Raw genomic sequence first — 14,197 nt, 5'->3', positions numbered from 1 at the left:
CTAACGCTCCCTTTCATGTGATGATTGCGTGGAAGGAAGTTTGATCTCTACCGTCGTTCCTTCTTCTAATTTACTGCGAATTTCCATAAAGCCGCCGTGTGCCTCAATAATTCGAAAACAAACCATAAGACCTAGTCCTGTTCCTTTTTCCTTCGTACTATAAAACGGTTCTCCCAGCTTGGGCAGCCGCTCGGGTGAAATACCGCAACCCTGATCGATGAAACGTATAGTTATGTAGTTTCTGTTATTGTCCAGTAGAGCTTGAATACGCATTGTACCACCTAGTGGCATAGCTTCCAACGCATTTTTCATAATGTTGATAAAAACCTGCTTAAGCTGATGCTCATCACAGGAGACAGGTGGCAGATCTGGCATAAGTTCAGCTTCAATCTGAATATTATCAAGCAGTGCTTGAGGTTGAAGGAGTTCAATTGTGCTTGTGACAATGGAATCCAAGGTCTGAGTTACGAAATGTGTTGCCTGCGGTTTGGATACAAACAAGAACTCATTCACAATAAATTCAATACGCTTCAGCTCATTTTGCATGATTTCTATGTAATATTTCTCTTTCTCATTATTCGTCTTAAGCAGCTGTAAGAATCCCTTCAAAGCCGTTAGCGGATTTCGGATTTCATGAGCAACGCCAGCAGCCAATTGCCCAACAGCAGATAGCTTGTCTGATTTGATTAATAGCTCTTGCGTCTTTTTTAACTCGGTAATATCTTTGAAAGTAATAACCGTACCTAGAAGTTGACCTTTGCCCTCCAGCATAGGACTGGACATGTACATGACGGGGAAGGTGGTTTCATCTTTTCTCCAGAACTTATCCTCTTGCATATCAGAAACTTCATGATTCAAAATCGTATTCAAAATAGGACTTTCCTCAGGTGGATAAAGAGTACCATCGCTCTTAACGGGTCGAATGAGATTATGAATTTGTCGGCCCAGCATTTCATCTACTTTCCATCCGGTTATCGCCTCAGCGGCCTTATTCCAGAAAATTGTGCGACCACTCATATCAATCCCGTAAATACCTTCCGAAACGGAATTGAGAATGAGTTGATTTTGCTTATACAGCTTATCGATGACCTTCTTCTGTTCCTTGACTTCAGTCAAATCTTTAAGAATGGCGAAGACCCCAACAATACTGCCATCTACCATCGTGGGGACGAACGTTACATTAGATTGGATAGGGTATCCTTTCTGATGAACAAAAGCAGCCTCGAAATTTTGCGACATCCCGGCTGAAGCCACTTGGAAATGATGCAAGGCTTTGAGCAGATCGGGCGGATTGATCATAGGAATGAAGGAAGTTAGCATCGAGGTCTCACGAGCTAGTCCAAGAAGGCTTTCCAATCCATGATTAGCGGACAATACCTCGCCGTCCAAGCTAAACGAGATAATAGAATCAGGATGATTATCATAAAGTGATTTATATCGCTTCGCGGTCTCATTAATGGAAGATTCTCTTTTTTTAAGGACTTTAATGCCAAATAAAGCTAATGCCAGAATGGAGCCAAATAAGATAACATCGATAAATAGACCTATCAATGGGTTGTCTTGCACATAAGCAAGAGGTTGTATAAAGTAGAAATTTGCCCCGATTAAAAATATGGCAATAATATGATAAACAAGCGCAAGTTGATATAAACTCCAATTTCGAGCAGTAATATGCTGTTTTATCATACAGACTTTCAACGCTCCTTCAAGGAATTTTCCCCATATGCTTATCAGGATTCGACACGAATATATATAATCTTCCATATTCATGTTCCATTTTCCTTTGTTCATGAACAATAACATCGTTGTTCGACAATATAAGTATGAAGGCAGGATGAGAATGTGTATCTGAGTAGTAGGAACTATTTTATAGAAAAAGACAGTATACTTGTCCTATTTTTTTAGGTATAATGTTGAAAAAGGTCGTTTTTCTGCGGAACTTATTCACAAATGAGATCGGAGCGGAGCTATGAAGGCTGAGTACATTAATCCCTTTTTGGAGTCGGCTAGAATTGTCATCGAGCAAGTTGCTAACATTCGCCCAACAACGGGGCAGCTCGGCGTCAAAGACGTCAAATTTGTGGAAAAGTATATCTGGATCCAAATCGGGATGACTGGGCAGATGGAAGGCGATATTGTTTTCGGCTTAGCTGAGGATGTTGCTTTGAAAATGGTTTCTGCCATGATGGGTGGATTTGTAATTACAGAAATGGACGATATGGGTAAGAGCGCCATCTCTGAGCTGGGGAATATGATTAGTGGGAATGCAAGCACGATGCTCTTCAATCAAGGGGTTAGGGTGGATATTACACCGCCGAAAATTGTTCAATCTGCGACGGCTGCAGGATTTGTGCCGAAGAGAGCATTGACCATACCTTTGATCATGGACAACATTGGAGAGCTGGACATTCAAGTATTAATCACGTAAGAGGCCTATTTTTGATACATATGTTAAAATGAACTGGAGTGCTGCTGAAGCGGCATCTCCATTTTTTTATAAGGAGAAGGTAAGCTTGAACATTTCGAACAAAATCGTCTTGATAACAGGAGCTTCGAGCGGCATTGGGGCCGTTATGGCACAGCAATTTGCAGCCAAAGGAGCCATTCCTATATTAACTGCACGCAGTACAAATAAACTTAAAGAAATTGCTTCGGGCTTGCAAGGGCAGCATGCCGTTTACGAGATGGATGTAACGAATACAGAGCAGGTTCATGAAGTTGTGGGACAAATTATAGCCAAATTTGGTCGTATCGATATTTTGATTAATAACGCGGGGTACGGGATATTTGAGTCGTTTGCGGAAGCGCCGCTTGTTCACTTTGAAGATATGATGAATGTGAATTACATGGGCTTAGTCCGCTGTACCCAAGCGGTATTGCCTCATATGTTGAAGGCCGGGAGCGGTCATATTGTGAACGTGGCTTCTATGGCGGGTAAGATCGGTTCTGCCAAATCCACGGGTTATTCCGCGACTAAGCACGCAGTGTTAGGTTTCACGAATAGCTTGCGGCAGGAGCTTATAAGATCTGGAATTTCTATAACAGCGATTAACCCGGGACCCATCTCAACACCTTTCTTTGATAAAGCAGACCCGAGTGGTAACTATGTCAAAAATGTGGCTTGGTTTATGCTTAAACCGGAGAAAGTCGTCAAAGAACTCATACATGCGATAGAAAGAAATGTTCCTGAGAAAGATCTTCCTTTTGTGGCTGGAATGGGGATCAAATTATTTCATCTATTCCCGCGAATGTTCGATCGCTTGGCCTCAGGCATTTTAAATAAAAAATAAGCGGCTCCCAGTTATAGATTGGGATTCCGCTTTTTTTCTTTCATTGATTGACGATTAAGTCTGTTCGGGCTTTTTCGCTTGCAAGGCCTGGTTCAAATCTCGAATTTCTTCGAAAATGCGACGTACTTCGGCTTTGCCTTCTGGATGCGTTTGATTCCAGTGGGAAGTTAAGGCCGGCAGCGACTTATGAACATGATTAAAAAAGGCCCAAATCTTGATTTTCTCAAGCATTTCAGGTGAAGTATCGCCTGTGATGAGTTCAGCTGTTTTGAACACTAAGGAATTAAATTCGTTCTCAAAATCTGTATTCATAGTTACATCCCTTCGGATGGAAAATAGGTGGAGTACATTTAGTTTATATGATGATATGACAGCTGTCAAAATAGGGGGGACCCATGTCCATAGCACTAGATGATATCCAAGATGGTCAACTAGTTGGAAAAGAGCAAATTCGCTGCTTCGTGAAGCATATATCGCTTTATATCCTTACTTATGTTAGTCAAGGCCTAAAAGTGAAAGGCCTTTTAGCTGTTCCTGATGGAACAAGTCCACGACCTGCTGTCATTTACTGCCGCGGCGGTATTAAACGTGTTGGAATGGTTCGTAAACGAAGAATTATATCGATGGCTAAACGCGGCTACGTCGTCTTTGCTCCTTATTATCGGGGGAATGAAGGTGGGGAAGGACGTGAGGATTTTGGCGGGGAAGACAGGTTCGATTTGTTTCATGCCATTCCAATGGTGCAATCTTTAGAGGAAGTATTGCCTGGTCCCGTACCAATAATCGGATTTTCCAGAGGTGCTGTTATGGCCATGCGCGCAGCCCGAGAGTGCAGTGGGGTAGGCCCTGTTGTCGTTTGGGGAGGTGTAAGTGACATGTTGGATACCTATGAACAGCGTGTAGATTTGCGGCGGATGCTCAAACGGGTTGTCGGACATCCGAAGAAACAAATCGAGGCTTACATTGATCGGTCGCCAGCATGTTGGGTAAATGAAATCAACTCGCCCATCTATATTATTCATGGTACGCATGATTCACAAGTGGATATTGGGCATGCAAGAAAACTGGCTAACTCTCTGGATCAAGCCGGCAAAGATTATACGATGGTTCTATATACAGGACTTGAACATCGGTTTCCTCGGAAAGAAGATGAAAAGGCTTTGGATGACGTATTTGCATGGCTTGATGAGAAGCTTAAACAAAGTAAGCAGGAAGTCTTTTCCACATAAATTAATTATTATTATTGTTTACTCCCCATTTATGACCTAAAATAAGGTAGGAACACAACACGTAGGTTCTACCTGGTAGGCTAGGGGGCGTTTAATTCGAAGTCTCTGAGACTGATATTCAGCAGTGATTTTTATACATTAGATAAGAGCGTGCAGGAGCAGATATACCAAGAGTTCTATCTCCTCGTTTATCCCATGATTTACTTCATATTAAGGGATCATGCGGCGGTGGAGGACATTATTCAGGAGTCATTTCTTAGGGCTGTTCGAAAAGCGCCTTTATTGACTGAAATTGATAAATATGAAAGCTGGGTTAAGAAGTTAACTCGGAATGTTACACTCAATCATCTTCGTAAGCATAAACGCAACCGGGATGAGCTGGAAGCTGAACTCAAGCTCTGTATCAAGGAAGCGGCACCAACATCTGAATATCTGGTTCCACTAGATCAAGAAGTCGAACTGAAGCTAATGCGCGAGGCTATTATCACCTACATCAATCAACTTAGTCCCTCCTACAGACAAATTATTGCGATGAAATGGATCCATAATTTATCTTACAAGGATATGGCTAATGAGCTTGGTGTAACGGAGGGAGTCGTTCGACAACGCTTATTCCGGGCGCGTGATGTGATTAAGCAGAGACTGCTTGAAGAGTGGGGATCTGGCGGATAAGAGTCCTTAAGGACTCTTATTTCTGCTTGCGTGGATGTCGATTTGTATCGTTTTACGGCGTGGCATATAATAAGGACATTAGATTGGATGAGAAAAGGGGTTTTCATAAATTGAGTACAAGCTTTGAACAACTGCAGATCGCGCAGTCCTATTTAGATAAATTGCAAGAATTAGGGATTGGTGAGCCAACACCGATTCAAGCCGAAGGTATTCCTGTTTTAAAGCAAGGGAAAGATGCCATCATTCAATCTCAAACGGGTACGGGCAAAACATTAGCCTATTTGCTACCAGCATTGGAACGAATCGATCCTACTCAAAAACAATTGCAAGTGCTTGTAGTAGTTCCTACTAGGGAGCTTGGTATGCAAATCATGCAGGAAATTGAGAAGTTCACCGAAGGAGGGCCGATTCGTTCTCAATCTCTTATCGGGGGAGCGGCCATTGTTAGACAAGTAGAAAAGCTTCGACTACACCCTCATATTGTTGTTGGTACGCCAGGTCGTTTGCTTGAACTTATGAAAATAAAGAAGCTAACATTGCATCATGTGAAAATGGGTATTGTTGATGAAGTGGACCAAGTGTTCGAGCTAGGCTCCATGCAGGATGTTGAAGCAGTCCTTAAAGGAATGCTAAAGTCCAGTCAGATGGTGTTTGTTTCCGCGACGATCCCGCAAAGCACCGAACAAGCTGCGGGGAGATGGCTCAAAGATCCTGTGATTATCAAAATCAATCCGAATCAGCGCACAGCCGAAACATTGGAACACATGTATGTGGTGTGCCAGGAACGTGAAAAGATCGATACATTAAGAAGACTTGTGCGTCTGATTAAGCCTACATCAGCTATTGTGTTTATTAACGTCACGGACGATATTGCCCAAGTGGTGGGTAAACTCCAATACGTTGGTTTATCTGTTGAAGCCTTGTACGGAGAAGCTAGTAAACAAGATCGGGCCAGAGTGATGGGGAATTTCCGGGACGGGAAAATTCAATTGCTGCTGGCAACGGATGTTGCCGCAAGAGGACTTGATATTGAAGGCGTGACCCACGTCTTCCACTTGGATCCTGCGACTAACGCGGAGTATTATCTCCACCGCGTGGGCAGAACCGGTCGGATGGGCCGCGAGGGTACGACCATCTCTATCGTGACGCCGAAGGAGCAGTTCATTCTCGACAAATTCGAGAAGCAGCTCGGCATCACGATCGCGCCGAAGGCGATGTTCGAAGGCCGGCTCGTCGACCCGGCCCAGGACCGCAGTGCGGCGACGATGCGCAGCCGCCGTGAAGCTGCGCGCCCGAGCGGCGCAGCACCTACGCGCAGCTCCGCCGGCGCGCGGGATGCTGCCGCGCCAGCGGGCGCGGGGCGCACTAGTGCCGCGGCGTCTGACGCGCGCGGCCAGAGCAGCGCTGCCCCGGCGAAGCCGGCAGCGCAGGCGAACACGAACACGGCCGCCGGTGGCAAGCCCGTGAGCAAAGCCCAACGCGAGCGAGATCGCAAGAGCAAGGGCGCTCCTCGCTGGCTCAAAGAAAAGCAGCAGAACAAAGAGTAGCCTTATTTATTAGGGCAACAACAAATTGTCATCTGCGGGGTGTGATACGTGCTGAAAAAAATATTTATTTTCGCCATAGCTGTGGTCATCATCCTTACGGCTGCTCTGGTGATCGCCGTTTGGCATGTTAAACCAACCGAAGCTTTAAACCTAGATTATAAAGAAATTACGATCAGCAGTAAGATCGCAGACATCGTCAAGAACCGGAAGCTTGAGGTACAGCTAACGGAACAAGATCTTAATGATGTGGTAAAGAAGCAGCTAGCTGCACATCAGGTTATGCCTAACGATTTTCGAATTGAAGGGGCGAAACTTACACTTCAAGGTTCAAACCTTGTGGCTGATGTGAATGTGAGGTGGCGGGAGAAGATCCCGATCGGTGCCCAAATGATGTTCACCCTTGCTTGGAACCCGCCGAATTTAGTCGTTAAACATAGAAATACAAGTATTAAAGGTATGCAAGTACCAAGTGAATGGGTTCAACTTGCGCCTTTTGAACTCCCTATTGAAGATCACTTGCCAAAACTTATTGGTGTAAAGAACGTACTGTTCGAGGAAAAAGCCATCATCATCCAATTAAAGCCGTTGCGATAACATAGAAAAAGCTGAATCCACTAAGGATTTCAGCTTTTTTTAACTTTATACAGACTTCGAGGTTTGAACATTCCATCTCCGAGAATATAAAATGATTCCTAATACGACACACATGCCAATCAATACAAACCAAATTGACACGCCTACATGAAAACGGTCCATCCCCCAACCGACACCTAAGGGAAGAATAGAACCTCCTAATCCGCCTGCCGCGATAAGCGTACTCGTTGTTTGCTCTGTACGCCCTGGAAGCAGTTGATTCGCATAAATGAGAGCTACTGCGAACATACCGGACATGAATAATCCAAGTAATAGTACAACGGCGAAGCTGCTCCATAGATTCGTGCTAAACACCCAGATAAGTACGGTGAGCAGACTGCCTGCAAACGAAACCGCTAAGTAACGGAAATAAGTCATTTTCTCGGCAACAACACCGGCGAATATACGTCCTATCACCATCGCTAGCCAAAAGGCTGTTACGGCGAGGGACGAAACAGAGCTGGAAGCATGTAATTGATCAGTAAAGATGGATGGCAAGAAATTAACGATGGTATTTTCCATTCCTACATATAAGAAGAAAACGATCATGAGTAGAAGAAGAAACGTCAAGGAGCTCTTCGTAAGTGCAGGGAGTTTCTCTGTCCGCTGTGTGCGATCCGCTTTATGAGCTAATAACGCATCATGCTCGCCTAAGGAAAGCTTCGACCAGACGATACCCGTAGCGAGTGCACTTAATCCTAAGAGCAGGAATCCGTATTTCCATAAGCCGCCGGCAATAAGGATACTTGATATAATTGGCATAAACAGCGCCCCGAGTCCGAAGAAAACCTCAAGCTTGTTGAAGGCAATCGCTTGATTATCCTTCGCAGCCATTAGTACAAAGGTGCTAATGCAGGATTCGACAAGTCCGAAAGCGACCCCGGCTATGAATGAGAGACAAACCGTAATAGGCCACGGAGGCAGTAAGACAATGGCGATCATGGCGAAAAAGAGAAGACCAAAAGCCGCTGTAATGGTACTTCTGCGACTGATGCGACGAATAAGACTAGGCATACAGAGGACACCAAGAAGGAAACCGCCGAATTCTAGGAAGACTAGCATTCCACCATCACTGTAACTCCGATCGTAATGGGCAAGTAATTCAGGTAAAACTGCGCCAAAAATAACGTGGGTACAACCTGTCAATAAATATGACAAGCACCCCATAATAAGTAGTCTTTTCATAATGCAGTGCTTCCTTTTTGTTCTAATGCAAATTTCTCATTATAAGCAAATACATGACCGACGGCTTCTGCAACAGAATCAACATGGTACAATGCCTTTTGTTTGACCTCCGGATGAGCACCTTTCATAGCAAAACTATGAGGTGTGATGCCGAACATCGATACATCGTTGAAAGAATCCCCGACACAAGCAATCTCTTCCGGCCGCATGCCCAATTTTTCGATGAGAACAAGCAGAGAACTACCTTTTGAAACAGCGAGAGGCATGATATCAAGACAATCTTTGTCGGAAATGAACATTTCTAGCTGATCCCCAAGCTTTTCTTCCATAAGAGCTTTAAGCTCTAAGAGCGTTTCTATTTCTCCAAACATCGAGAACTTACAAACAGCAAAGTCACCTTTCAAAGACTGCTCCACATCTTCTTTTACAATAAAAGGTTGGAATGTTCGAGATTGCACCTCATCAGAAGCAGGAGTCAAACTCGTGATATAATTCGCTTCGCCCGAGCAAACGAGCTTGACGAGATCAAAATCCTTCAGAAGCTGGTACACTTGATAAGCCAATTCAGGTTGAAAAAGCTGAGATTTCATGAACGTACCGTCCTCTAAGTGGATGAACGCGCCATTTTGTGATACGGAATAGGCGCGATGGCCGATTTCCTCTAAAACCTGCTGCATTTCAATATTCATTCTTCCCGATGCCAAACAAAGCATAATACCGGCTTCTTTGACCTTCTTTAATGCAGCCAATTCTCTTGAACTGACTTTTTTACTATGATCAAGTAATGTTCCGTCCAAATCACTTACGATAAGTTTAATCATTTTGGCCTTCTCCTCCTGCTAATACGATTTCCACATCACATGCATGTAATTTCTCTTTCATTTCATTGCTTAATTCCTGATCCGTTACGAGGATGTCAATACTCTCGAATCCCACTACGCGATGAAACAATCGCTTTCCGAATTTGGAGTGATCCGCTAGAACAATAACTTGGTCTGCATGCTGCATCATGGCTCTCACGAGATAACAATCCTCTTCGTTTGGAGCAGACAGCCCTTCCTCTGTAATTCCGCAAGTCCCGATGAGCAGTTTATCGACATGATAGTCATTTAACATCTCGATCGCTTTCGCTCCATATACACTATGGTGCTTGTTATCCAGTACACCGCCAAGAATATGGATCGTCGTTTCATCTTTACGAGTGAGAATAGCAGCAATTTCAATTGAACTTGTCACGACGATATTCTGTTTGGAGCTTAGTGCGGTGGCTGCATGAAGGACTGTGGTCGAGGCATCCATCATAATATAATCTCCGTCTTGAATGAGTGCTGCAGCTGTCTTGCCTATCGTTAGCTTCGAGGAAGATTCGGCTTGCAGCCTTTGATCATAATCTCCAACTTCTTTGGAAAGGGTAGGGAGGATGGCGCCACCGCGCGTTCGAACAATAGTGCCTTGCTCTTCGAGCTTAACCATGTCACGTCTAGCTGTGTCCCGTGATACATCGTAGAGCTCACAAATAAGATCAACCGTAATTCGTTTATTTGATTTTAAGTATTCGACGATTGAAATAAGTCTTTCTTCTTGAAACAAGGGGATTTCACTCCTTTCGCTTAAGTGATTATAAGTGATTATAAGTATATGGCTTATTATAATGCTGAATATGCATTAATTCAACTATTTTGTTTGTGTAAATTGCATAAAAAAAGACCGTATACTCGTTCAAAGAACGAATGCACGGTTACTAATCCATTTATCTGATTATTTAATAGCAGGTTTTTTTCTAGTTTTAATATAGCTAGGATATGTAATTTCTCCGGAGTCGAGCTTTCTAATTTCTTCTTCGTTCCAACCGGTAATTTTATTCGTACCTACTACACCCGTAAGCTTGATTTGATAGTGGTGAGCTAAGTACTGCTGGAGTTTGGCCATTTCATCAGGTTTTATTTCCCTCAGCTTTTGCTTGCCATGCAGTTGACCTAATATAACTCCGATAGACTCTGCAGCTAGACTAGTGTTCGGTTGAATCCTTGTACTTCCATAGGCGATAGCCGATGAACCTACATTTTTCCCGGCCGCGATGACATTATCATAATTCTTCAGTAAAAAGCTGCGCAGCGGCATGCCGTATTTGTCAGGACGCCCCATTTCAATACCCCACTTGTTAGCGCTAGTGCCCTGTAAATCAAGCGGGTACCCACCAATACTGACATTATCCCAGAACATCGTGCCAGAAAGGAGATCAGATGGTTTTAAAACATAGTCCATTTCATAGTGATTATATTCTCGGACATAGGGATACGTAGGAAATTCGCCTAATTCAGCATGTTCCCAACCCGGCAACGTTTTACGGAAGTGATTGAGAATCAAAGGAGTTTCTTTATTTCCCAGATTAACAGCCTCTTGGATTGATTCAGGTTTTGAAGGATCGACGGTATAAACAAGAAGGGCGTTAATTAGCACTTCCCCATCTCTTTGATGTACCGCATTCAATCCTCTTAGAAAGACTCGATCATTAGAAGGATGATAGGCCTTAGTCATTCCGCTTAGCCCAATAGCGAAGCTATCACTTACATAACCGCCACCGAATTGTTTTGATTTCTCTTCCGGTTTTAATAGATTAAATGCGGTGTTAAACTTTTTCCAGTCGACATTTTTGAACTTCATCATCATGCCTGCGCTCATATACTCAATCTCTTTTTGACCATAGAACTTTTCAAGACCTGGCAACCGCTTGGCATCCAATCGACTGATTAACGCCGCATAATCACTGTTGTCGACCCAATAGGAGGCCGTGATTTTCTTCTTTTCATTCTGTTCCGTACTGTAAACGATAGAAGCGATTTTGTGCATATGATCAGGTGTATTCGTTTGTTCAATCTCATTAATGACAATGCCAGATTCTATAGGAATATCTTTCATTAATTTATTCATATATGTAGTGAATTCAGGTAGCTTACGAATTTTGGCGTTTCTGAAACCGTCGAATAATTCTTTGACACGGCCTTGAACGAGTAAATGGCCTTGATCGTCGCGGGTTTCATCAAGAAATAGCATTTGACTCTGAAGAATCTGGCCTCCGAATGCTTTATGAGGATCTAGTACTTTAACCTTCAACCCTTCATCTGCTGCAGCTCTAGCTAGGTAAAGACCTTCAAGCTCACTGCCGATCACTACGACATCAATGTGTTCAGAAGGATACGTATTAATGCTCTCATTATTTGTTGCAACAACAGGTGCTGTGGGTGATTCGCTAACGATTGGAGTGTCTGAATGCGTGATGGCTGGGGTCGAAACTGCTTCTGGTTCCATGTTCCCTTGCTTAAGCCAAACCTTGCTATACGAAATGGCGGACAAAACAATAAGCAGAACGGCTAAAGCGATAATAAGTTGAACTCTTGGATTCCTTAAACGCATGTATAAACTCCTTTAGCAATAGTCTGATATGGATTAAGTTTAGCAGTTTCATAGTGGATTTAATAGACTCAGAAGTTAGGTTGATATAAAAGATTTGATGGTCCACCCCCCAAAAGATAATTGGGTAGGCGAATTCTTGTAGCATAACCAGGAACCCTTCGCGAAGGCTCCACATTATTTATACCAATCATATGAATAAGGGAGAGAGAATTTGACAATGAAGAAGAACTTAATGAAAAAAGCAGTAGCAACAGGTCTTGTGCTTACAATGGTAATGGGGGGCGGAGCTGCCGCGTTCGCTAAAGGCAATGATCATGACCGTGATGATAAGAAAGATTTTAAATATGAAAACAAAAGCAACAACCATAATAAAGTTAATACGAACATCAATATTAATCTGAACTTCAACGATATGGAAGGCGCGAAATGGGCATTGCGTTACATAGCAAGTTTATCTTCCAAACGCGTATTTGAAGGATTTGAAGATGGATCATTTAAGCCTGACATTGCGGTTCCCCGCATTCAAGCAATTGTAGCAGCCGTTCGTAATATGGGATTACGTGAACAAGCAGAATCTGCTGCTGAAATGCAAACGAAACTGAACTTTAAAGATGCGAATCAAATTCCTGCATGGGCTGTAGGTTATGTAGCTGTAGCTCTTGAAAATGATTTGTTCTCTGAAAGTGAAGATTCCGTTAAACCGAATCAACCTGCAGACCGTCTGTGGGCGACTACACTCTTGGTCAAATCTTTGAAATTGGAAGCTGAAGCAAAAGCGAAAATGAATACAAACCTTCAATTTAAAGATGCAAACAAAATCCCGGCCGGTTCTGTAGGTTATGTAGCTGTAGCGATCGAAAAAGGTCTGATTGACGGGTTTGAGGATAACACATTTAAACCAACTCAAAACGTAACACGCGCTCAATTGGCTGCTTTATTGGATCGTGCAGGCAACCAACTGCCAGACGAAGATCAAAGTATCAGCACTGGAACTGTGAACGCCGTAGTTGCTAATAACGTTCTTACGCTTATTAAAAATGGCGTATCAACTCCGTACACCCTTCACCCAAATGTATTCATACTACGTGATGGTGTACAAGTAAGCCCTGCTCAACTGCAAGTAGGCGATGAAATTAAAGTTGATGGTTTTAATAATATTGTTAATTATATTGAAGTAACGAAAATGGCTCAACAAAATAACGTCACAAGCGGGACGATTAGTGCTGCAGTTTACAACAACAATAATGTGTTGACTTTGACGAATTCAGCAGGAACAACAACTCCATACACACTTAGCTCTAATGTAGTTATTTATCGTGGTGGTGTACAGGTACCTGCTGCCTTGCTTCAAGTTGGCGATGTAGTCAATATCACAACTTCCGGTAACCAAGTTACTATTCAAGTGACGAAGTTGGCTCAAGATAATCAAGCAATTGATGTAATTGGCTTCTTTAACTATTCGACACCAGACGCACAAGGTAAGATCGCAACAGTTTCATTAACGCAAAATAACACAGCAACAATCTACAACGTATCTCCGAATGTAGTAATAACTGGCGACCGTACTCAACTAGTGCAAAATCATCCGGTTCAGTTAAAAGGATATAATCAAGTTATTACTTCAATTGAAGTCAAATAATTTTCCTTTAGAGAAAAAATGAAAAAGGCATGAATCATGCGAAAAGCTCCTTGCTGCCAGACAGCGGGAGCTTTTGCTTTTATATGCTGCATATTTTTCCTTTCCTTGAGGCAAACTGACTCCTATCTTGAAAGGAGAGAGTTGACAGATGGACGAAACACTCATGGCTACATTTAAAAGGTATTATGCGGATTACAGAGGTGCTGCCAATGTTGATCAAAGCTTTTCCGATGCTTATCAAGCGATTGCTTATCATGTCATTGAGCAAACGGAACAATTCGCTCAAGAGGGAAACCTTGCTGATATTCAAAACTTGATCCGCGAATTCAAAGAGATTGGCTTGGTTGTAGGGCCTAGTAATGATTCATTAAAGGAGCGTTTCGAGCAGGAGCTTGTAGAGCAAGTACTTGATCGCACGCCCACCTGAAAAAAATGTCGAATAACGTATTGCAATATTCATGTTACCATGATATATTGTTCTTCCGGCCAAAACGAGCTGAAATTTTTATCGAAAAAAGTAAAAATAAAACTTGCATTTGGTTGGGCGATTATGATATATTATAAATCCGGCCGCGAGAGCAGCACGGA

14 protein-coding genes are annotated in these 14,197 nt (G+C 43.0%); 8 read left to right on the top strand and 6 right to left on the bottom strand.

Features of this window, described 5'->3' with window-relative positions; genetic code table 11:
* A complete protein-coding gene (locus tag GC102_RS29625) occupies positions 1-1,686 on the bottom strand; it encodes a PAS domain-containing sensor histidine kinase (RefSeq protein WP_171692702.1) in 1,686 nt (561 codons plus the stop codon).
* Positions 1,687-1,969: 283 nt separating this feature from the next.
* Between GC102_RS29625 and GC102_RS29620 the strand changes: the two genes are divergently transcribed.
* Together GC102_RS29620 and GC102_RS29615 are read left to right on the top strand one after the other, a co-directional pair.
* The gene (locus tag GC102_RS29620; protein WP_171641157.1) at positions 1,970-2,428 is read left to right on the top strand and encodes a chemotaxis protein CheX; all 459 of its coding nucleotides are present in this window, start codon (positions 1,970-1,972) and stop codon (positions 2,426-2,428) included.
* An 85-nt stretch (positions 2,429-2,513) separates the two neighbouring features.
* Entirely contained in the window at positions 2,514-3,290 is a 777-nt protein-coding gene (locus GC102_RS29615) for an SDR family NAD(P)-dependent oxidoreductase (protein WP_216628213.1), read from the top strand.
* A 54-nt stretch (positions 3,291-3,344) separates the two neighbouring features.
* Here GC102_RS29615 and GC102_RS29610 read toward each other — a convergent pair whose 3' ends face one another.
* The gene (locus tag GC102_RS29610; protein ID WP_057307489.1) at positions 3,345-3,602 is read right to left on the bottom strand and encodes a DUF2573 family protein; all 258 of its coding nucleotides are present in this window, start codon (positions 3,600-3,602) and stop codon (positions 3,345-3,347) included.
* Positions 3,603-3,685: 83 nt separating this feature from the next.
* On the opposite strand from GC102_RS29610, the gene GC102_RS29605 reads away from it, so the two are divergent.
* From GC102_RS29605 to GC102_RS29590, 4 genes are all read left to right on the top strand, one after another.
* Positions 3,686-4,519: an alpha/beta hydrolase family protein gene (locus tag GC102_RS29605; protein ID WP_171692700.1), complete on the top strand. Its 834-nt coding sequence runs from the start codon at positions 3,686-3,688 to the stop codon at positions 4,517-4,519.
* A 150-nt stretch (positions 4,520-4,669) separates the two neighbouring features.
* On the top strand, positions 4,670-5,191 hold the full coding sequence (locus GC102_RS29600; RefSeq protein WP_312883405.1) for an RNA polymerase sigma factor: 522 nt from the start codon (positions 4,670-4,672) through the stop codon (positions 5,189-5,191).
* 110 nt (positions 5,192-5,301) lie between these two features.
* On the top strand, positions 5,302-6,738 hold the full coding sequence (locus tag GC102_RS29595) for a DEAD/DEAH box helicase (RefSeq protein WP_171692699.1): 1,437 nt from the start codon (positions 5,302-5,304) through the stop codon (positions 6,736-6,738).
* 48 nt (positions 6,739-6,786) lie between these two features.
* Entirely contained in the window at positions 6,787-7,332 is a 546-nt protein-coding gene (locus GC102_RS29590) for a hypothetical protein (protein WP_171692698.1), read from the top strand.
* Between the two features lie 45 nt (positions 7,333-7,377).
* On the opposite strand, the gene GC102_RS29585 is transcribed toward GC102_RS29590, so the two are convergent.
* The 4 genes from GC102_RS29585 to GC102_RS29570 form a co-directional block, all read right to left on the bottom strand.
* A complete protein-coding gene (locus tag GC102_RS29585) occupies positions 7,378-8,556 on the bottom strand; it encodes an MFS transporter (RefSeq protein ID WP_216628212.1) in 1,179 nt (392 codons plus the stop codon).
* Complete coding sequence (locus GC102_RS29580) at positions 8,553-9,377, bottom strand: HAD family hydrolase (protein WP_171692697.1); 825 nt, start codon at positions 9,375-9,377, stop codon at positions 8,553-8,555. Before GC102_RS29580 ends, GC102_RS29585 begins: the two co-directional genes overlap by 4 nt.
* The gene (locus GC102_RS29575; RefSeq protein ID WP_171692696.1) at positions 9,370-10,146 is read right to left on the bottom strand and encodes a DeoR/GlpR family DNA-binding transcription regulator; all 777 of its coding nucleotides are present in this window, start codon (positions 10,144-10,146) and stop codon (positions 9,370-9,372) included. The genes GC102_RS29580 and GC102_RS29575 overlap by 8 nt, the downstream gene beginning before the upstream one ends.
* A 168-nt stretch (positions 10,147-10,314) precedes the next feature.
* Positions 10,315-11,970 (bottom strand): FAD-dependent oxidoreductase, encoded by a 1,656-nt coding sequence (locus tag GC102_RS29570; RefSeq protein WP_246321187.1) that lies wholly within the window; start codon positions 11,968-11,970, stop codon positions 10,315-10,317.
* A gap of 217 nt (positions 11,971-12,187) precedes the next feature.
* Between GC102_RS29570 and GC102_RS29565 the strand changes: the two genes are divergently transcribed.
* Both GC102_RS29565 and GC102_RS29560 read left to right on the top strand, forming a co-directional pair.
* The gene (locus GC102_RS29565; protein WP_171692695.1) at positions 12,188-13,609 is read left to right on the top strand and encodes an S-layer homology domain-containing protein; all 1,422 of its coding nucleotides are present in this window, start codon (positions 12,188-12,190) and stop codon (positions 13,607-13,609) included.
* A 148-nt stretch (positions 13,610-13,757) separates the two neighbouring features.
* Positions 13,758-14,036, top strand: a complete 279-nt coding sequence (locus GC102_RS29560; RefSeq protein WP_171692694.1) for a hypothetical protein — start codon at positions 13,758-13,760, stop codon at positions 14,034-14,036.
* Positions 14,037-14,197 lie beyond the last annotated feature (161 nt).

Source organism: Paenibacillus germinis (assembly GCF_013141785.1).
GTDB lineage: Bacteria > Bacillota > Bacilli > Paenibacillales > NBRC-103111 > Paenibacillus_E > Paenibacillus_E phytorum.
This window is presented reverse-complemented; position numbering and strand designations above follow the sequence as displayed.

Excerpts from the sequence above, each read along its gene's own strand:
- GC102_RS29620 (WP_171641157.1), top strand. The coding sequence starts at position 1,970 with ATGAAGGCTGAGTACATTAATCCCTTTTTGGAGTCGGCTAGAATTGTC.
- GC102_RS29570 (WP_246321187.1), bottom strand. The coding sequence starts at position 11,970 with ATGCGTTTAAGGAATCCAAGAGTTCAACTTATTATCGCTTTAGCCGTT.
- GC102_RS29565 (WP_171692695.1), top strand. The coding sequence starts at position 12,188 with ATGAAGAAGAACTTAATGAAAAAAGCAGTAGCAACAGGTCTTGTGCTT.
- GC102_RS29580 (WP_171692697.1), bottom strand. The coding sequence starts at position 9,377 with ATGATTAAACTTATCGTAAGTGATTTGGACGGAACATTACTTGATCAT.
- GC102_RS29625 (WP_171692702.1), bottom strand. The coding sequence starts at position 1,686 with ATGATAAAACAGCATATTACTGCTCGAAATTGGAGTTTATATCAACTT.
- GC102_RS29605 (WP_171692700.1), top strand. The coding sequence starts at position 3,686 with ATGTCCATAGCACTAGATGATATCCAAGATGGTCAACTAGTTGGAAAA.
- GC102_RS29585 (WP_216628212.1), bottom strand. The coding sequence starts at position 8,556 with ATGAAAAGACTACTTATTATGGGGTGCTTGTCATATTTATTGACAGGT.
- GC102_RS29610 (WP_057307489.1), bottom strand. The coding sequence starts at position 3,602 with ATGAATACAGATTTTGAGAACGAATTTAATTCCTTAGTGTTCAAAACA.
- GC102_RS29560 (WP_171692694.1), top strand. The coding sequence starts at position 13,758 with ATGGACGAAACACTCATGGCTACATTTAAAAGGTATTATGCGGATTAC.